Genomic DNA, 20,684 nt, shown 5'->3' on the forward strand with positions numbered 1-20,684 from the left:
AGCAAATCAGCGATTTACTGGACGTGATTGAAGATCGCTACGAGCAACGCAGCACAATCATCGTCAGTCAATTACCGGTCTCAGAGTGGTATGGCCTAATGGATAACCCGACCGTTGCAGATGCGCTGTTAGACAGGGTGATCCACAACGCTCATCGGCTGGAATTAACAGGTGAGTCACAACGTAAAAAAACACTGGTTCAGGGTGAGGAAGTCGGGTAAAAAGAGAGGATAAACGAAGGTCAGATCATGCTGGCCGGATCACACCGAAATGCCTGGCCGGATGAAACCGGAACAGGTGGCCGGACAAACCGAAATACGCAGTAATTGACGCTTTAGTGAAATTAGTGATACGAGGCCGCTTTGTGCCGCATAAACTGCAAGGGTTCTTCTGAATTGGTGAGTCGATACCGGCCAGACTGCTCCAATTTGAAAACGGGCTTCACTTAACCAATCAACATTAGGAGATATCTGCTGCAGCTCTTTTATGTCACCCTCTTCGATGGCTATCGAGAATATCGAACTATTAATATCGAAAAAGCCTGACTGGGAAAAATTTCTGGCTTTTTTTGAGCTACATGAAAATGCCAAGTTTGAAACGGGTAAAAACAATATGTGATTATCATCATTTATACCCATACAGCCTGCGATTATTTTTGATATCTGTCTTGCTACATTTATCGCTGGCTCAATCTCTTGGGAGGTAACCCAACGTGCGGATTTTCTTACGCCAATAAGTTTGGTTGTTTCGCCGACTATCCGAAAAACTCTCCCATTAACAGATGTTTCTTTGTGAAAACAGTCGTATCTAAGACTGGATACTTCATTATTGCGCATGCCAGTATAGATATGAATCAATAGCTTGCATGAATACTGTATAGTCCGTAAATGTCTTGAAATATCATGTAAGTCGTGAATTCCTTTTCTAGATACGTAACTTGAGAGTTCTAAGCAATGACAAGCACTTTGGAAATTATCTTCAAGAACTTTTATGCCTGGTACATTTATTTTTTGTCTGTTTTTTGAGCGGGCATATGCCTTACTTGTATGTGCTTTTTTAACTAGTTCTAAAAATCTATCTTTCACTGGCATAAACTCATTTAGCCAATCATGGCAAGACGAAATGATTGATGAGAATATTCGTGACGGGATGATGACTGTCTGTTTCGAACGATCTCTTGGCAATTTTCGACTAAAAAGCTGTGTTGGACTATCAACTATGTCAAAACCAGAAATATTCTTATCTATAGTGCTGATTGAGCGAATAACAGCCAAAACTCTTTCTGTCTGCTTCTCAGTATCAGGTGAATTAAAAAACTTACGCATTTGACCTTCATCGCAGAACAAATTATGAATCGTTATTTTTTTTAATGAACAGTAGCGGGCAATGAACGAAACTACGGTTGAATGCTTATAAATTGTCGAAACACTGAGGAAACCGGCGCGCCCATAGTTTGAAATAGAAATGAGCATAAACATTATCCATTTATACTCACTAAGTATAACTCCAGACTCTGCGACATCTGGTAAAGCCTTTTTGAAATAGATGATTCTGGATGCTCTGGAGTGCTCCGTATATGGAGTTAGATCCCAATAGTCGTCGCTGTAGCGTGATAAAACTTCACCTGTTTTTGTGCGGGAAACAATGAAATTTTCATCTGGATAAGCTGATTCTAATCCCCTTTCTGGATCAGTGACGTAAGAATCTGGCTCGGCAATTGGGGTTTCTACATCCCATTTTGATTTAAATTCAAGCATATTTAAAGTGCCCCTATAGCCACCAACATTGACAACTTATTTTCCCAATAAGGAGATAGATTTTCATTTGCGTTGACATCATTCTCAATCGCTTCATTGAGCTCTTTTAGAGCTTCAGAACGGTTACTAATTGTTGTCAGAATTGAATGTATTCTTTTGACTATTTCGCCAAAGACTGCATTGTGGTGCTCTATAGACTTCGCTAGCGGCATACATTCTTTTATCACGTATAAAAGGCTGTGAAGCTTTCTTAAATCCTGCTCGTCAGCATGTATTGAATATTGGTTGCAAAAAAGACATCCCTCTGGTTGTCGGCAGTCCGGTGTAATTGGGCTAGTTGTTGATTCAGCTATGGGAGTGTTTCGATTTTTGCAATTACCTATCGAAGTAGGCTCGCCTGTGTCACTTGACCTGTCCAAATGAACAATCTCGTTTAGTCTTCTCCAATAATTAGATAGCTCAGATGCGTGGTCTTGCTCGCTGCCTTCCATATAAGCTCGCATCACTGTCTCTTGGCTATTTTGTAGTATCATGGCAGTTGTCTGAATATCAGTTGTTCTGATAAGAAAATCTGACTTTTTAGCTCTCCATTCCCGTGTATTTATCTCTTCAAGGTCAGAATAAAATGCTCTTCTTAAGTCTCGGGTCACTTGCCTTAATATTCCGCTTGGTATCTGATTCGTTTTGTCTTTTCCTGCTTCTTTTATGAAAAGCAGAAAAGGGTAGTCATTCTCCTGGAGAATTAGTCTCCTTAGTTGGATGTATTTTTTAAAGGTAGCTAAGAATTGTGATGCGATAACGATTTCTATCTCTTTTCCTTGGGCCCTGTATTTAACGGATTTGAAACCAAAATTTGATGTTTTTACGTTGTAATCATTGGACCATCGTAAGTTTTTCGCTTGCGTAAAATTTATCCCTGTATTTGCAAAAAATAAGACTAGAAAGCACTTGTTAGCTAACGAAGCAATCTTTTGACGTGTAAGTGTTTTGGGGTTTTCATTCTCATATGCCAGAGCTTTTTTGGCGTTTAAAATCATTTGCTTAGCATTTTCTGGTTTTCTCCCTTGCTTAAATAATTTATATATTTCTACTATGTCATGATGACTGTTAATTGTACCGGTTTCGAAGTCCCAAGCCCATTGACCAACTCCCCAATCCTCTCTTGTGGCAAGTTGTCTTTTGGTTGCACAAAATTTCGGTTTACTAGGTAATAGCCAAATATCTTCCTTCGGAAGGGCGATTTTGAAAGGAAATTTGCGATCATTGAGCACGAAGTCGCAAGCTCCATCAAAGAACGATTTGCATAGAGCTAAAACATCCGATACCGCGCTCTCTGAAGGTGGGATAGTTTTGTTAACCGAATGATGGCTTCTTCGTATGCTCCTAATCCCTTGAGACACTTGATTTTTTGATATACCAAATATAGACGTCAGGGTAAAAAGAGCATTCTCTTGGTAAGTCGCTGCGGTGTGTAATGAAAGGGCATTTATTTTTGTAGCGTGTTTAAGATGTGAAGAATACGCTTTGTAAGCGCTTATACCGCTTTTAATATCATCCATTACACCTGTGAAGTCGTTATTGTCACACCAGTCTGTAAAGGCGACAATGTCTCTAATTTTGCTGTGTGCAGTAGTTTCTCTTAATTGCCCTATAACTATCCTAGTCTTGATTTCTTCTATTAGATTATGAATAGCATATTCACGTTGACTATTTAGACTCGATAAATCAACTAAAACATTAGCAAGATCAGCCATTCCATTTAGTGTTTTCTTCCTAATTCTCACTAGGAATGCCAAGCTGCCAATATCAATTATTCTATTTGGATTTATGAATATTAATCGAAAATTTCTAATATCCACCGGAGTGATACTATCTGTTGTAAATTCTTGTAATGTGTAATCTTTGGTGGCCCTGCTTATATAATTATCAGTCATGAAAAGTAGTCTCAATTAAGCTCTGCAGATATTTTTCAAAACTACTTTGGGTATTTAGAGCGATGGACTGTATCCGCCGATAGTTCAGATAATTCTCGGTGGTTTGAATTTTACTGTGGCCTAATCGTTCTCGGATAAGCATAAGCACATCAAATAACTTAGTTTGTCCTGCCTCAATTTGTCTCAGCTTTTCTTCGAGGAGATTCATACCGTACGTAGCTCTTAAATCATGAAAACTAAAAACGAAGTATGTTCCCTGTTTGATAAGTGTCGGTATGAGTTGAGCATCAATAAATTGTCTTACAGCATTGCCACGTGGAGGGTGTCTGTATGCGGTAATCGCTTGATCGTTATAAGCTATGTAATAAGGCGAGCCTGATTGCGTTAAGAACAGATATTGGTCATTGTCACAGGAAAAATTGTTGGCTGAACGAGATCTCCGCCTTATCGCTCTCTCTGACTGAGAATACGTTTTGAGTTTTTCAAGTAACCAAGTGGGTAAAAATATAGTCATTCTTTTCTGGAATTTTGTATCAACACCAGTTCCAATACCCACGAGAATAGGTATTTCTCCTCGTCCTGTCGTGTCTAGATGATTTATATGTTTTAAGCGAAGAGTGAAAACAGTTTGAATCCTTGCGCCAGTAGTTAAAGCAATAAGGAATCCCAGCGTCATTTCCGGTGTACCGGTTGAAATAAGTGCTTTTATTAGGTTCTCTTGCTCAACTTTAGATAACGGTCTAAGTTTCCCGCCATCTAATATGTATTCGTTGAAGCTTTCTTTGTTTACTGGGACTCGTACAGCTAAGTTTGTGCTTTTTAACTGCTTAATCTTTGAGAGGCCTTCAATGGTGTGGAATTGGATGTATATCTCTTTATCATCCCAAAGTGGATGTTCGAAATAAGTATCATGTTGCTTCTCAAGCCACCGGTAAAATCCTATAACACTGCTCATTCGCCTTGATGCAGTATTCTTGGATATGAGTCCGTCTTGAAGTAATTCTTGAAGATAAGCTCTGTAGGCATATGTTGGACGTTGTAGTTTTCGCTTTGGTGATATCAGGTAATTAATAGATGAATTTGAGAGGACATATTCTCTGAATTGAGAAAGGTCAGACGCAATACTCTCAAGGGTTTTTGAGCTTGGGGTCCGGCTACGTTCCAGTTTACTGAGTAAGTAAAGCGTACCATGTGTCCATGGCGACCCATCAGAGTTCAGTAAGGCAGGGAAGTGGTGGAACTGATCGACATTGAAATAACCGTCACTTGGTTCTTGGTAATAGATATAGCAGTCTGTTGTCTCTGCTTCTTTCAGCGTGATTTTATTTTCTTCAAGTCCTGTTAGCTTTGGCTCAAAAATAATCAGCTTCGTGATGGTGGTTTTTGTATGTGGCATAAGCATTAGACCGACGGCTCGTTATGTCCATTTTAGCTTATATGTACATATTGATCTAAAAATAAACTATGTTCAGTATGCCAGTCCGGTGTATCCACGTATTGTAGTTCAGCAGGCGTTAGCGCATAATGCAGCCGCTGTGATTTTGGCACACAATCATCCATCAGGCGTTGCCGAGCCCAGTAGGGCTGACAAAGCAATTACTGAACGATTAGTTCAGGCATTAATGTTGGTAGATATCAAAGTATTAGATCATTTTATTGTTGGCGATGCCGATGTGATCTCCTTTGCTGAACGTGGCTGGCTGTGATGAGCGGGACAAGATCCCGTTCAGATCCTTGCGCGCGGAGAAAGATTTCGCTTGAATAGCGGGCTTAATTCGTGTATAAATTGCGCCCTCTTGTTTTGGGGCAACCTTCTTGGCCGGAAGGGTGATGACAGCTCGAGCTGATGTAATTTTGGAGAACTATTGACATGTCTAGAGTGTGCCAAGTAACTGGTAAAGGTCCGATGGTGGGTAACCGTCGTTCACACGCCAACAATGCTACTAAGCGCCGTTTCCTGCCTAACCTGCAAACACACCGTTTCTGGGTTGAAAGTGAAAACCGTTTTGTTACATTACGTACTTCTACCCGTGGTATGCGCATCATCGATAAGAAAGGTATCGATGCGGTTTTGGCCGACGTGCGTGCTAACGGTCACAAGGTGTAAGGAAATAAAAAATGCGCGATAAAATCCGTTTAGTCTCTTCTGCTGGTACCGGTTTCTTCTATACAACTACGAAGAACAAACGCACCATGCCAGAAAAGATGGAAATCAAAAAGTTCGATCCTAAAGTGCGCAAGCATGTGATTTTCAAAGAAGCGAAAATCAAGTAATCGAACACAAAAACCCGGCCAACGCCGGGTTTTTGCTATTTACGCCCTGCCTACGTTACTATGCCGTTGTTGCTTTACCACAACCCGGTTCTTCTATGCTAAAACTGTCCCGACGTAATTGGAATAATGTACTGATTTTCGCCGTACTGATATTGATGTTTGTGCTGTATGGCATACCACAGCGCTTGCAGCAATTAAATGCGCCGGAACATCGGTTGCTCCCCGACAACAGCGAGTTATTGATGGTAGCATTTGCGGAGCAGCGGCTAATTAAAGCCGGTGCGGTATGGCAATTACAACCTAATAAACCCACTAAGATAGATGCCGCAAAACTAGCGCTTGCCTGGCAATATAGTTTGTTAACACCTATCAGCGTTACGGCAGATAAAAGCCGGGTGCCGGTGGCGCAGGCCAGTGTGCAATTAGTGGGGTATACTGAGCCCCTGATTTGGCTGTTATACCCTGCGTCTGATAATCAGTTTTTACTGCAGCAAGCAGGTCAAAGTCAGTTCTATCAATTGAATGCTGAGCAAGCTATACAGCTATTTTTGTTGTAGTGGCGTTATTGGAGTAGAAAGTGCCTGAATTACCAGAAGTCGAAGTCTCGCGGCAGGGTATTAGCCCCCATCTTGAAAACCAACATTTGGTAGAGGTTATTGCGCGCCAGCGCCAGTTGCGGTGGTGGGTGCCGGACGAAGTATTAGCGCAAACCAACCAACCGATATTGTCGGTAACCCGCCGTGCCAAGTACTTACTTATTCAGCTACCACAGGGCGATATAATTCTGCATCTGGGCATGTCAGGCCATTTAAAGGTAATACCAGCCACAATGCCTTTCGGTAAACATGATCATATCGATTTAGTGTTAAGTAGTGGTATGGTGTTACGGCTGAACGATACCCGCCGTTTTGGTGCTGTATTGTGGCAACAAAAAGGTGAAGTGCATCCGTTGTTGGCCAGTTTAGGCCCGGAGCCCCTGAGTGACAATTTTAATCTGGCCCATTTAACTGCAGCCTTTTCCAAAAGGGGTAGTGCGGCCAAGTTGGTGCTGATGGATAACCATGTGGTCGTTGGCGTGGGCAATATCTACGCCAATGAGGCGTTGTTTAAAGCCGGTATTTTACCGTCTAAACCTGCAAAAACCGTTACGGCAGAGCAATTGGAAAAGCTAGTGCAGGTGGTAAAACAAACGCTGGCTGCTGCCATTAAACAAGGTGGCACCACGTTGAAAGATTTTAGCCAGGCCGATGGCAAGCCGGGATATTTTGCTCAGCAATTACTGGTGTACGGTCGGGGTGGACAGCCTTGTATTAATTGTGGTGCAGCGCTGCAGGAAGTTCGTCTTGGCCAGCGCAGTACGGTTTTTTGCGACGGTTGTCAGCGTTAGTTAAAAGCTTTTTGTTGCGGTAATTCGCACTTCAACACCACTGAGGTTGTCGTTGTCAGTTAACGCCCGCGTCAGATCTAAGTGGATCATGGTACCGCGACTGGAGTGGTTTGATAGCAAGCGTATGCCGGCACCAATACCAACTAAAGTACTGCTGTCTAATGTGTTGGTGTCCTGCTCGTCACTTTGCCAAACTTTGCCGGCGTCGATATATCCAGCAAAGGCCACATCCAATAACTGCCATAGCGACCAATCAGTATAGCGACGATATTCTGCACTTAGCATTGCGCGTGACTCACCACTTTGAAAATAATTGGGGTAGGCGCGTAATTGTTCATCGCCGCCAATATACAAGGGTTCATCCCGAAACAGGTTTTTGCCCTTATCCAGCGTGAGTTTAGCCACGATACTATTGTATTCGTTAAGGTGTTTAACCAGCTTCCAGTGCGTACTTAACAGATACTGAGGTTGGTCAAACTGGCGCTGCAACCAGCTTAAGTCAGCCAGTAAATACAGATCGGGTGATAGCTGCCAGTTTTTATTGGTACTGATTTGCCAGAATAACGCATCGCGATCAGCTCCAAGCCCTTTGTTGTAAGTACCTAACCGGGCATTTAATTGCCAGCCAAAGTTAAAATCTTCAGTGCGATTAAAAGAGTTGATATTAAACAGCTTACGATAATTGGCTTGAATTCCCTCGTATTCAAGCCCGACACTGCTTAAATTGCGATTTTCCGGGAAATCCAGCATGGTTTCCGCATTAGCAAAGAACTTCACATTTTCTGACTCTACCGCCAGTTTAAGCCGGTGAATGTTATGGCTGTTGGTGTCAAGGCGATAGCCGAATTCTGCTTTGGCATGGTTGCGCTGCCGCTGAAAGCTATTATATTCCTCACCCGCATCGTACTCAGTAACATCTTCTGAGACACGGTCAACATCGAAACCCAGCGCCCAGGGCGAAGATAAACGGTAAAAAGGCCGGTTCAGGCTAAGCTGGTAGTTATTGCCGTCACTGTTTTTGCTATAAGCTGCAGTGCTGTTCCAGAAACTGCCGAACATATTCGGTGAAAAAAAGACAAAGTTCACCCCGGTACGTTCGCTGTCGCGTTTATACTCCAGGCTCAGACGGTTGCCACTGCCTAACAGGTTGTCTTCTTCAAAGCCAAGGGCGCTTTTACTGCGACCGCCTTCACTGGAAAAATCTATTGTCGGTAACAACGACCAGTTATCCCAGGTGGCTACGTTTACAATAACACTGTTACTGGCGGCGCAGTAATGGCTAATTCGTACTTCTGCTTCACGTATATAGCGCCGGCTGCGTAATAAACGCTCGGTTTCGGCTAAATCGGCTCGCACTAGCGGGGTGCCGGTGTGGAACAACAGATCATCTTCCACAACGCCCTCACGGGTGACTTTATGGGTGTAGTTGGCAAACCTATGCAGCCAAAATGTACTTTCATCTTTTAAATCAAACACATTGTGGGGGTTATAGGTTATAGCTTCAATGGTGATACCTTGTTCATCTACTAGGAAATGGTTATCTGCCACAGCCTGACAGTCCGCCGCAACCTGTTGGGCGAAGAGTAACATAACGGCGGTGCTGACAAGCCTTTTCATAGATGACTCCATTGAGGGTGTTAAGTGTAGTCTCACTGTCCCACCTTAAGGCAACATTAACGCAGGTTTCGTATCTGAACAATTTAACTCTGTCTAATTATCATGATTTATAAAGCGTGATTGTCATCTTTTTGTAGTGGTGCTGCAGATTGTGCCTTTGACTGGACATACTGTGGCGCCAAATGCACTGTGCGCTGTGGAAATGGAATGTCGATGCCCGCAGTATCAAAGGCTAATTTTACTTCTTCATGCAAGCTATTACGCAAATCGCGAAAGTTTTCCCGTTTCCCCCACACTGAGAATTGAATATTCAATGCCGAATCACCAAAACCTAAGAATAAAAACATTGGGCTGGGTTCGTCCAGACACAGTGGGTTTTTGTCGGCAACGTCCAATAGTACACTGCGAACCTCGGAGATTTGCTCTTTGTATGCCACGCCCAGCAATAAATCGAAACGCCGGATAGGAAAACGTGTCAGGTTAGTCACTTCACTTTTAATCAGGGTTTCGTTGGGTATACGAACGAAAAGGTTATCAAAAGTGCGCAGTTTCACTGAGAGTAAGTCTATTGATAGCACCTCGCCGGTGGTATTGCCAACTTTGATGGTATCGCCCAGTTTAAACGGTTGTTCGCCAATCAGAAATAAACCACTGATCAGGTTTGATGCTGAAGTTTGTGAAGCAAAGCCTAAAGCAACTGACAATACCCCCGCCGCGCCCAATAGCACACTGAGTGAAAAACCCAGCTGTTTTAATGCCGAGGCAACAAATAGTGCTAGCAACAACCAGTACACAAGCTTTCTAAATAGCACAATATGGTGCTGCGAGAAATTTTTGCTAAAAAACCGGTTTACTGCGCGTGATGCTAAACTTGCGACAACAAAACCAACCAATAGCAGTATAGCTGCTTTGAGCATTTGGCTAATATGCTCTGTTTGTAACCATTGTAAAAACTGTTCTGTCATAGTGATCTCAATTAATCATGAAACATGTCGGTAAATGCGCGAAATAAGTTATGGCGTTCCGGTTTTACCAGAGGGGCTGACAGCAGTTCAGCTTGCGCGGCATCTATTGCATTGAGTTTACCGGTATCAAAGTGTGCTAGCGCTTGTATCCCTTCATGTCGTAATGTGACAGGATCAGTCCATAAATTGCCATCTGGCATCGCATATAGCGCTAAATAAGGCACCGGTATACTGATCTTGTCAATAGTAAGCAACTGCGATGAGCTATTGTAAATTGTCACTGGGGTAATAGCGCGGTGTGGTCGCTGCGGCAGCTCTGTTCTGGCATGCCTGGCATGGGTTTTATCTGCATAACATAGCTCGCCAACTTGTGTAGAGGGGCCGAACCAGGTGTCAGATAAACGCTGCACTGGGATGGTATGCAGTAATAGGTCGGGCAGGAGTTTTAGCTGCACGGATACCGGTGAGCTGATATAAAAAGTGCCTTGCTCGTTTGGTGGTAATATCACCGGCTGTAAGGTTTTTACAACCACGGGTCTGTCCATTAACCTGGGTATCAGTTGGCAGGCTGCTGGACTTTGTTTAAATAAAAAGCGCTGACAGCTTAGATGTGACGGTATCATTTTAACCGGTGAATGGAACTGACTGTCTTTAGGGAGCTCTGTAGTATACTCGTGCGCCATCAACCACTGTTGAGCCTGTCGTTGTAAATAGATGTTCAACGACCCAAGCCGGTGGTGCCAGCAATCGTTTAAATCCAACTCCAGAGGATGCCACCACGGCTGTTTAATTGTGTCAGACTGCATGTGCAATTACCTAATTCGATATTGATTGTTATCTTAGCAAGAACACAGCAGTAGCCCAATGCCATATTCAGTTGAGATTCACTGCTATGCTTTATAAAATACCGCCAATTTTTGCTTGTTCAGCAATATGTTAATTTAAAACTGCCGAGGGGCCGCTGCCATGGAATTGCCTGCATTAATTGCCACCCTGCGTAGTGCGCTGGAATCTAATACCGTACCCTTGTTGCGCGAACAGCTGGACGATGTACACCCTGCTGATTTAGCCTCAGCGTTGGTGGAATTTGCGCCCAACGACTTATGGACATTGCTAACCGTTTTTCCTCGCACGGAACAAGCTGAAGTGTTTGGTTACCTGCCAGCCGAAGAGCAGGTGAATTTATCCATTAGAATAAGCCGACGTAAGCTGGCCCCTATTATCCGTCAGATGTCTTCTGATGAAAGAGCCGATTTGTTTAACCGCTTAAGCTATGAACAGCGTGAGACGCTATTGCCTGCTTTGGCACAAGCGGAACGTGAAGATTTGTTACAGCTTACCTCGCACGAAGAAGGTACTGCTGGTGCCATTATGACATCTGACTACGCTATTTTACCGCAAGAGTTGACGGTAGCGCAGGCATTGGATTCATTGCGGCGAGAGGCACCGGACAAAGAAACTATTTACTCTGCTTACGTAGTAGACGCCAGCCGTAAACTGATTGGCGTGGTGTCATTACGCGATTTAATATTAGCACCTATTAGCATGCCTATTGAGGAACTGATTAACCACGACCCTATTTTTGCCAGTGTTGATATGCCACAGGAAAAAGTTGCAGCCTTAATTGCCAAGTACGATTTGATGGCGCTACCCATTATTAACCATCAGCAGCAAATGGTTGGCATTGTGACCTATGATGACGCAATGGATGTAGCTGCACAGGAAGCGACAGAGGATTTTCATAAAACGGCTACTATAGGCAAGTTGGAAACCAGTGTAAAAGACGCCAGCATTCTCTTACTGTATCGTAAACGCGTGCTGTGGCTGGTTATTTTGGTGTTTGGCAATATTTTTTCTGGCGCCGGCATAGCGTATTTCGAAGGTATTATTTCCAGCCATATTGCCCTACTGTTTTTTTTACCGCTATTGATAGGTAGCAGTGGTAATGCCGGAGCACAATCGGGCACGCTGATGGTGCGCGCATTGGCGACAGGTGAAATTAAGCTTCGTGATTGGGGCTCATTGTTGGCGAAGGAATGTTTAGTTGCTGGGTTGCTCGGGTTTACCATGGCAGCCGCCGTTGTGGTTTTAGGCTGGTGGCGTGGTGGCTATGATATTGCCATCGTTGTTGCTTTGACCATGATGCTGGTGGTGATGGCCGGTAGCTTAATTGGCCTGTCACTGCCGTTTTTACTGAGCCGTTTTAAACTGGACCCCGCTACCGCCAGCGGCCCGCTAATTACTTCCATAGCTGACGTCGCTGGCGTGGTAGTGTATTTCTCTATTGCGACCTGGTATTTAGCGTTGTAACAGAAAGCGATTTACTTTTATATGTTAACATAATTAAATCATTTGTGCTTTTTTATCAATATTTTCCTCAGCCTCATATTTTTTTGTTGCAAAATTAAGCGACACCAGTAGAATTCCGCATCTTTTTTAATCTTTGTAACCATATTGTTTTCAGTGTTTTGCTGAAACGCGATTATTTTGCCTGATAAAATCTGAATGGCTCTAAAAGAACTGCCCATGCGCGCTGTAATTCGTTGTGTATTGTTAACCATGTCGATAATGGCGGGTTTTGCCGCAAAAGCCGACACAGGCGGGTACCTTGTTTACACCGACTACGCCGGTAATATTTACCTGGAAGCACCGAAGAAGTTTGTGTTAATACACAGTGAGTTTTCTGTACCGTTATTCCTAGTGCCAGCTAATGGGTTACTTAAGCTGGTGCAGAACGCCAATGGCTGGCAATTTGAGGTTTTAACACAGGCGCAGTGGAATGCTGCCGGGCTAACGTCTGGGCACAATGGGGTCGCATCAGTTGAATTTGCTGATATCAATCGCGATGGTAAAGCAGATCTTAGGGTTAATTTTGCTAATATAACCTTGGGAGCGTTGTTAGTTAGTGATATTAATGGCAACCCGCTCGTTAGTGAAATCAGTAGCGCAAATAATAGTTACGACCCGGTCGAACTGCCAACTAGCAGCAGTATGCCTGCGAGTGTTGTTGGTTTATCGGCAGGCGAGTTCCGGGTGGATGAATCAGGCGGTGCTACCTATCAGTTACCACTCTCCTTGCCTGCAGGCATTGCTGGGGTGCAGCCGCAACTCGCCTTTAGCTATAACAGCAATGCCGGTGATGGTTATATGGGCACCGGCTGGTCATTTGCTGGTACGTCGGCCATTACCCGCTGCCCGAAAAATTTCGCTATCGACGGAGTACAAGGTAATGTCGCATTTGCCAACAGTGACCGCCTGTGTTTGGGGGGGCAGCGGCTGCTCGCCAGCAGCAACACCGATGCTGGTTACTGGACTGCAAACACCTACTATCCCGAAATTGAAGATTTTTCTGTCATTAGATCACACGGCTCAGCCACTCAAGGCGCATTAGGCTACACCGTCGAAACCAAATCCGGTGAAATTCATTATTATGGCGAGGTATCTGCAGTATCCGGTAGCGATAACATGGCGAAATCGCTGGCCGCAACCTTCAAAACGGCAGATGGCGCGGTACAAACAGGCAGTGATGCATTTTTTAACACTAAGTCGGGTGAGAATATTGCGCGGATGTGGGCGCTAAAAGCGATCCGCGATGTAAAAGGCAACTATATCGTTTTTAAATATGCGGAAGATTTAACCGCAGGTGAGCATTATCTTACAGAAGTGCATTATACCGGCCGTGTCGGTGGCAATGCGCCTTTTGCCAAGGTAACGCTGGAGTACATAGCAAACCCGAAAAAAGCTCAGGGCTGGCAAGCAGGTGTGCCGGTATCAATGACCAAACTGCTTAAAAAAGTGCATGTCAAAGTTGACAACGAATACTATCGCCATTATCAGCTCAATTACCAAACAACCAATGTTGTAGAAGAAAAGACTTATCTGGAATCTGTTCAAGAATGCGTAACCAATGATGGTAAAGGCTGTTTGCCGTTAACCAGCTTAAAATGGTCACACCCGGCTTTAGCCACGCCAACGTCCGAACTTGTTTGCCCGGGGTATCGCCAGCCTTGCGTAACAGAAGAGGGGGTTACAGATTTTAAACCGTTTGAAACTACCTCGACCTCGCGTAATTTTTCTAACGAGCGTGCTTACACCCAATTTATCGATATTAATGGCGATGGTTTTGTAGACATTGTTTACCTGCGTAGCAACCGCTGGCGAGTAAGACTGGGTAGTTTAACATCTGTCTGGACAGAGCGGTGTAGCACAGCGGAGGGCTTCCGCGACTGTTATGACGAAACTGCATTAAGTGCTTTTGACACTGAAATTGACCTGGGTGCCTTTGGCGTTAGTAACGCAGCCTATGTGCAAACCATAGACTACGACGGTGACGGCAAGCGCGATTTGCTGGTGGCAGAAAACGCCAATATGACCTGGCGCGTTATGCGCTTTAAACCCTCGTCATCAACTAAACCTAGCTGTGTTCGGCCACAGGAAGTAAATTGTGGCTCGACCACAACAAACTACGCTTACACCTTAGAAGATACCTTTAAAAAAGCTTATGGGTACAATACGGGCGCAACGGTAGCTGATGTCGACGGCGACGGCCTGGAAGATATTGTATTTATTAAAGACAATAAGTTTCAGGTGTACCGCAATTTAGGTGTCGACGCCCTTGGTGAACACCGCGGCATGTCACTGAACAGCGATTTTGGCAGTTTTGGTAGTACAGACCCTGCCGATGGTATTGCAACAGAGTTCCGTACCGCTTCAGCAGATATGAAGTCAGCATCGATGTTTGATGTAAATGGTGATGGTAAAACCGATGTTATCTTAAAAGTGACAGAGGGTAGCTGCTCAAAATCTGCCAATAGCAAGGGTGATTGTACCGAAGCGGGTGGAACATGGAGCATAGGCACTGTTTACAAGCTCTATACGTCGGATGGCAGCCGTTACAACGAAACGCAAACCTTAGGGCAAATGCGTGATATCCGCGCAGCCGACTTAAATGGCGATGGCTACACCGATTTAATTTACCGCAATAAAAGCAACAATTTCATTAGTTACCGGCTGTCCAACGGTAAGATTTTTTATAACACGGTACAAAGCTCTTACAGCCTTGACGACAGCAATATAAATCTGGCGCAGTTTGTTGACATTAATGGCGATGGTCGCACGGATTTCTTGATCCCGGAAACCACATCACGTTGGAAACTCGAACTAACCAAAGCTGCCACCAGTACAGGCCAGGTTTCGTTTGAAAACCGCGGCACGCTGGATTTTGACTCGGGCGCAACAGTTCGCTTTACCGATATCAATGCCGATGGCAAGCTGGATATGGTGCTTGCCACAAGCAACAGTGGCTGGAAAATATTCACCAGCCAGCGCCCTTTTATTAAAGATCATGTAATCAAAGGCATTACCAACGGCTGGGGTGTTAAAACCTCAATCAACTATCAGTTGATGGTTGACACTAAGGTATATATCAATCGCGACTCCAACAATAATCTGGATACCGATTATTTCTCACCGCTAAGTGCTATGTATGTGGTGTCAGACGTGAGTACCGATACTACAGGCACCAAAGCAGTTCGGGTTGATTATCAGTATGGGGGGTTGCTGCTGCATAAAAAGGGCCGTGGCATGCTTGGTTTCGAGATGCTTCAAACTATTGATAAACAGACAAATGTGCTAACACGCACCGTTTATCATCAGCTATGGCCATTTACCGGTATTCCTAAATTTACTTCGCAGTGGCTGGGCGAAGATAAGCTGTTGTCGTCTGCCGAAAATACCCTGGCATACGTTGATATTACGTCGGGCGAAACCGTTGCCTACAGCGGAACTGGCGAAGTCGCTTCAGCCCGCGTTTTCCCTTTTGTACAAAGTTCGGAAGAGTTCAGCTTTCAGCTGGGGTCTGACATGGCGACAGTTTACAAATTGGCACAAACCAACAGCAGTTTTGCCTATGATAGGTTTGGTAATTTAACCGCCAGTACCGTGGTGCAAGCTAACCCGGACGAGCCAAGCTTTAAGCAAACTACCAGCACCACAAATAGCTATACCGGTATTAAAACGAACTATCCACGTTATGGCCGTTTAACCAGCAGCAAAGTGACAAAAACCCTTGTTGATAGTAAAGGTACGCAAAGCAGTACGCGTAAGAGCAGTTTTGGCTATAACAACGACTTAATGCTGGAAACGGAAACGCTGGCACCAGATGAGCCGAAATTCCGTGTTGTTACCAGCCATAGTTACGACGCTGCCGGTAACAACACGGGGAAAACGATAAGAGCAGCCACCAATGCCGTTGGCACAGGCTTACAAAGCCGCAGCAGCAGTACCGTGTACGATAGCCGCTACCGTTATGTAAAACAAACCACCGACGCACTGGGGTATAAAACCAATTTTACCTACAACTCGTTGTCCGCAGATAGCATTACCGGGCGCATTGATTACATTACCCAGGTTGATACTAACAACCAGTTGTCACGCGTGTATTTTGATATCACCGGCCGCCAGTATCGCAGTTACAGTAAAGGCGCCGCCAGCAGCGATCCGATTATTAATGCTTACAGCGCGCAGGATTATTGTACCGCGGTAAGCTGTGGTGTTAGCGGTGCTTATGCGCGCGTACGCAGCTGGGGCGACGGTCAGGGTGAAAAACAGCAATTTTTAGATAAGTTTGGCCGCGAAATTGCCACCAAAGTGAAACTGATGGACGGCAATTGGTCGACAACCGAAAGCACTTATGACGACCAGGGTCGGCCAAAACGCAGCTACGAGCCATACAAAACCGGCAGCAGTGCCACTCTGTATAGTGAAGCCAGCTACGATGACCTCGGGCGTGTATTCAGCACCCGCCTGGCCAATGCGGCTGTGACTTCGGTTGCTTACCAGGGCTTAACTAGCATCACTACGGATACGTTAAACCATACGCGTACAACCTTGAACAACTATGCCGGGCAAACTCGCGAAGTTATTGATCACGATGGCAATAAACTGGCGTATTATTACGACGCCAATGGCAACTTAACCTCGGTAGTAGCCACCGATAAAGGCGGTATTAGCAGTGTGAGAACGACCAATACCTATGATGCCTATGGCCGTAAAACCGCTATTGCTGACCAGGACAAAGGCAACTGGAGCTATAGCTACAATGCCTTTGGCGAGCTATTAAGCCAAACCAATGCCAAACAGCAAGTAACCAGCTTTATGTTTGACAGTGTAGGCCGTCAGTTACGTCGCCATGATGCCAGTGGCACCACCTGCTGGGACTACGGCGACAGCGAAATAAGTTATAACCGTGGCAAATTAGTGCGGGTGCGGGCATTTAACAGTACCGTAGACTGCGATACAACCATTAGCGCAGACTATAAAGAGATGTATGGCTATAACAGCCGTGGTCTGGTCTCAAATAAGCTGGTGCGCACGGCAGGTAGCAGTTTTGCCAGCAGTACCAGTTACGACAGCTATAACCGTTTATATACACTTACATACCCTAGCTGGTCGTTAAACCCGTCTGACGATATCGTCGTTCTCCATGAGTACAGCACGCATAATGGTATGTTAACTACGTTAAAAGATCACAAAGGCATTAAGAGTCAGTATTTTCAAAAAGTTAACATTAGTAGTGTCAATGCCAGAGGCCAGGCCACTAAAGTAGATTATGGTAATGGCGTAACAGAGAACCGCAGTTTTTACGCCGACACCGGCTGGGTAGAAAACCTTAACCTGCAAAAGTCGGGTGTATCGTTGCACAGTTTCCATTATGTGTTTGACACCAATGGCAACCTCGACTCGCGCGAGCAGCGTTTTGGTATTAATAGTAATGCCAGCTTTAGTGAAAATTTTGTTTACGACAATCTGGACCGGTTGAAAACCCGCACTATTGCCAATATTGGTAACAGCACTGCGTACAATGCATTGCCATCTACCCTGCGCATGTCAGAAAGCTATGCCTACGACAACTGGGGTAATATTAAGAGCAAAACCAATGTTGGCCATTACAGCTACGACACCAATAAAACTAACCGCTTAACCGGCGTTTGGTCGGGTGCGAATGGCACAGGCACCCGCTATTACAACTTTGCGTATGACAGCAACGGCAATATTGAAAGCGACGGTAAACGCAGCTTTACCTACACCGCGTTTGAAAAGCCCAGTCGCATTAAACAGGGCAGCAATTACACCGATTTTGCTTACGGCCCAGACCGCCAGCTGTACCGGCGCACCGACCTGCGCGGCGGTAAAACCACCGATACTATATATATCGATGGTTTGTACGAGCGTATGACCAAGTCAAGCGGTGAAAGCGAGCACAAGTTTTACGTGGGTAATGCGGTCATTACCAAGCGCAGTAATAGTGCCCATAGCGATATTTTATACCTGCATAAAGACAACCAGGGCTCTACCATTAGCATTACCGATAAAGCTGGCAAGGTAGTGCAGCAGTTTATCTACGACCCCTGGGGTAAGCAGTACAGCGTAAGCAGCAATAGCTTATTTAGCACCTACAGCAATCCGGGCGACAGCAAAGGCTACACCGGCCATAACATGATTAACGACTTTGACGTTATTCATATGGGCGGGCGTACCTACAACCCAATCCTCGGCCGCTTTATGCAAGCCGACCCCTTTATTCAGGCACCCAGTAACCTGCAAAACTATAACCGTTATAGTTATGTGTTAAACAACCCAATGAGCTATACCGACCCGAGTGGGTATTTCTTTAAAAAGCTATTGAGGTCGATTGCTAAAATTCCTCTCTTGAACATGGCGGTTCAGGCTGTGTTAGCCTTTTACTGCCAGATTTGTTTGGTGGCTTACAATGCTGCGCAAACCTATGCAGTAACCGGCAGCTTGCGAGCAGCAGCGATATCTGCAGTTGTTTCTAGAGCATCTCCAGGCGGCGGAAGTGTCGGAAGGGTTCTTGCTTCAGGGATGATAGGTGGATTAGCCAGCAAAGCTCAAGGAGGAAAATTTGCCCACGGCTTTGTCAGCGCGGGTTTAGGTGCGGCAGCAGGCGGTAGAATTAATACTGGCAATGCGTATGCAAACGTCATTGTGTCAGCTGTGGTTGGTGGAACTATCTCGAAGTTGTCCGGTGGAAAGTTTGCAAACGGTGCGCAAACATGGGCGTTTCATTCTGCGATTGCACAAGATTGGCGGAAAGAAACAGCACATAGTACTGCGCCTCTGATTGGCGAAGGGGGATCAGAGCTAACGCCAGAACAAAGAGACGCTGTATTTAAAAACGCTAAAGCAGAACTATTGAAAGATGGGTTAATCAAACCGGACGATGATATTGAATTTATAAACAAATTTCTGTTTATAAAAAAATCGCCTGATGGCACTGTAAAACCGGAAAACATGAGACTTTTCGACACTTTAGAAAAAGCGGACGAGTTTTTATCAACACAGGAGTCGGAAGGTTTTGCAGAAGCTAGTGGACTCAATCCAATTGGACCAAGAGGTGGGCGCGTCATACAATCACGTATATATGCGTCAGCAACAAATAGTGGACTGATAGGTTTTGTCGGTACATCAGGTTTATTCGATTTAAATTCTGTTACCAATGTTAAATTTACAATCATACATGAACAAGGTCATGGACTTGGTTTTCAGGCAGAGTTTCAAGCCAATGATCACGCGATAAAAACTCTTAAACTACAATGCTCTAAGGTTTGCCCATGAATAAACTAATGCAATCCATTATTTTTATAGTAGGAGCACTGTGGATATCTGATAGTGCGGAGTCGACAGTTATTCAAAAGCCTCGGCTTGAAGAATTCGCTTCAAGATCTGATTTAATAGACGTAGTTTACATTACAGATATGATTTACTCTGAAGATGAAAATTGTGGTGGAATATTTAAGGCAACAAGACTTTCCTCAGGAAGTGAAATATTTATTCTTGTTAATGTGATTTCCGATGTGAGAGTGTCAGGCTATCATTTTGCAATGTTGCGCAAGGCGCAGAACCTAAAATATCCTAAAGAATTCAACTGTCTAAGAAGGGTAGAGAATGGCTATTTGGCGGCTGTTGCATTTCAAAGTATTTACCCTTTTGGGGATAATGTATTAGTGTCTGAGAAGGATGTTACATTTAATCGTTTAAGTCTGTTTGAGGGTTTTAAGTTTGATCCGGGCGTAAATCCTATTAAACATTATATTTCAACGAACTATGACGTAGTAGGGGTTGTTAATTTTAAGCATATTGCCAATCATATTTGTCATTTTTTGTATGAAAAAGGCAGTGGCGGTGACGATAATAAATTTCATGGATTGTGCTCAAAATTGAATGGCTATTTAGAAGGAAGTTTGGGGTCAGATCTTGAAAAAAAGGGCGGAAATAATTAAAACTTTGGAAGCATCAATGGGGTCAGTGACGTTGATTTTCGGTGAAATCAATGGGATCCCTCAGGGGCAGAGTCTCGATCAATGGGGTCAGAGTCTGAGGGATCCCCACGAATTTAGCCCCCGCATTCAATGTTGTAACTCGTTGTATCTAGCAAGTGTTTGCAGTGGCGCAAGGTACTGCGCCACTGTGTTGTTGTAAACATTACCTGCTTTGCCACCGCTCTTAACCCCAAGGTATGAAACGATAAGACACGTTTATCCCGATAGCTGTTTGCCTGGAACCGGCGTTGCTGATTGGCTACGGTCAGCCCAACACCCAGTAATATCAGCACTAATGAAGCTAAATTGCTCAGCAGCAGTAACAAGCTTATTCGGTGTATTTTTGTACTACCGTTTTTCTCGAATCCCAGGCCAAACTGCGTGCTTTTCATATCTCTGAAGCTCTCTTC

14 protein-coding genes and 2 pseudogenes are annotated in these 20,684 nt (G+C 44.5%); 9 read left to right on the forward strand and 7 right to left on the reverse strand.

Annotated elements, in window-relative coordinates; all coding sequences use genetic code 11:
- A partial coding sequence (locus H595_RS22650; protein WP_037055128.1) for an ATP-binding protein occupies positions 1-221 on the forward strand: 221 nt, incomplete at its 5' end.
- Between the two features lie 39 nt (positions 222-260).
- Here H595_RS22650 and H595_RS0116710 read toward each other — a convergent pair.
- Genes H595_RS0116710 through H595_RS0116720 form a run of 3 tightly spaced genes read right to left on the reverse strand, consistent with a single transcriptional unit; the run spans position 261 to position 5,087 of the window.
- Entirely contained in the window at positions 261-1,757 is a 1,497-nt protein-coding gene (locus H595_RS0116710; RefSeq protein WP_027672228.1) for a hypothetical protein, read from the reverse strand.
- Between the two features lie 2 nt (positions 1,758-1,759).
- On the reverse strand, positions 1,760-3,691 hold the full coding sequence (locus H595_RS0116715) for a hypothetical protein (protein WP_027672229.1): 1,932 nt from the start codon (positions 3,689-3,691) through the stop codon (positions 1,760-1,762).
- Positions 3,684-5,087 (reverse strand): tyrosine-type recombinase/integrase, encoded by a 1,404-nt coding sequence (locus tag H595_RS0116720; protein WP_027672230.1) that lies wholly within the window; start codon positions 5,085-5,087, stop codon positions 3,684-3,686. Before H595_RS0116720 ends, H595_RS0116715 begins: the two co-directional genes overlap by 8 nt.
- 88 nt (positions 5,088-5,175) lie before the next feature.
- Here H595_RS0116720 and H595_RS0116725 point away from each other — a divergent pair.
- From H595_RS0116725 to mutM, 5 genes and pseudogenes are all read left to right on the forward strand, one after another.
- Positions 5,176-5,397 (forward strand): annotated as a pseudogene (locus tag H595_RS0116725) (JAB domain-containing protein); the annotation flags it as partial.
- Between the two features lie 164 nt (positions 5,398-5,561).
- The gene (gene rpmB, locus H595_RS0116730) at positions 5,562-5,798 is read left to right on the forward strand and encodes a 50S ribosomal protein L28 (RefSeq protein WP_027672232.1); all 237 of its coding nucleotides are present in this window, start codon (positions 5,562-5,564) and stop codon (positions 5,796-5,798) included.
- Between the two features lie 11 nt (positions 5,799-5,809).
- Positions 5,810-5,965 carry a 50S ribosomal protein L33 gene (gene rpmG / locus H595_RS0116735; RefSeq protein WP_008219722.1) on the forward strand — a complete coding sequence of 52 codons (156 nt, stop codon included), beginning with the start codon at positions 5,810-5,812 and terminating at the stop codon, positions 5,963-5,965.
- A 95-nt stretch (positions 5,966-6,060) separates the two neighbouring features.
- Complete coding sequence (locus H595_RS0116740) at positions 6,061-6,522, forward strand: hypothetical protein (protein ID WP_027672233.1); 462 nt, start codon at positions 6,061-6,063, stop codon at positions 6,520-6,522.
- A 20-nt stretch (positions 6,523-6,542) separates the two neighbouring features.
- A complete protein-coding gene (gene mutM / locus H595_RS0116745; RefSeq protein WP_027672234.1) occupies positions 6,543-7,352 on the forward strand; it encodes a bifunctional DNA-formamidopyrimidine glycosylase/DNA-(apurinic or apyrimidinic site) lyase in 810 nt (269 codons plus the stop codon).
- Here mutM and H595_RS0116750 read toward each other — a convergent pair whose 3' ends face one another.
- The 3 genes from H595_RS0116750 to H595_RS0116760 all read right to left on the reverse strand — a co-directional run bounded on the left by H595_RS0116750 (position 7,353) and on the right by H595_RS0116760 (position 10,740).
- Positions 7,353-8,969: a BamA/TamA family outer membrane protein gene (locus tag H595_RS0116750; RefSeq protein WP_027672235.1), complete on the reverse strand. Its 1,617-nt coding sequence runs from the start codon at positions 8,967-8,969 to the stop codon at positions 7,353-7,355.
- Between the two features lie 107 nt (positions 8,970-9,076).
- A complete protein-coding gene (locus H595_RS0116755) occupies positions 9,077-9,934 on the reverse strand; it encodes a mechanosensitive ion channel family protein (RefSeq protein WP_027672236.1) in 858 nt (285 codons plus the stop codon).
- Between the two features lie 11 nt (positions 9,935-9,945).
- Entirely contained in the window at positions 9,946-10,740 is a 795-nt protein-coding gene (locus H595_RS0116760) for a DUF432 domain-containing protein (protein ID WP_027672237.1), read from the reverse strand.
- A 160-nt stretch (positions 10,741-10,900) separates the two neighbouring features.
- Between H595_RS0116760 and mgtE the strand changes: the two genes are divergently transcribed.
- From mgtE to H595_RS0116780, 3 genes are all read left to right on the forward strand, one after another.
- Positions 10,901-12,244, forward strand: coding sequence for a magnesium transporter (gene mgtE, locus H595_RS0116765; RefSeq protein WP_027672238.1), 1,344 nt, complete (start codon positions 10,901-10,903; stop codon positions 12,242-12,244).
- A 216-nt stretch (positions 12,245-12,460) separates the two neighbouring features.
- Complete coding sequence (locus H595_RS0116775; protein ID WP_027672240.1) at positions 12,461-19,570, forward strand: toxin TcdB middle/N-terminal domain-containing protein; 7,110 nt, start codon at positions 12,461-12,463, stop codon at positions 19,568-19,570.
- Positions 19,567-20,235 (forward strand): hypothetical protein, encoded by a 669-nt coding sequence (locus H595_RS0116780; RefSeq protein WP_027672241.1) that lies wholly within the window; start codon positions 19,567-19,569, stop codon positions 20,233-20,235. The genes H595_RS0116775 and H595_RS0116780 overlap by 4 nt, the downstream gene beginning before the upstream one ends.
- Before the next feature lie 113 nt (positions 20,236-20,348).
- Here H595_RS0116780 and H595_RS0116785 read toward each other — a convergent pair.
- Positions 20,349-20,684, reverse strand: a pseudogene (locus tag H595_RS0116785) (hypothetical protein); the annotation flags it as partial.

The sequence above is a fragment of the Rheinheimera baltica DSM 14885 genome (assembly GCF_000425345.1).
In the GTDB taxonomy this organism is placed as follows: Bacteria; Pseudomonadota; Gammaproteobacteria; order Enterobacterales; family Alteromonadaceae; genus Alishewanella; species Alishewanella baltica.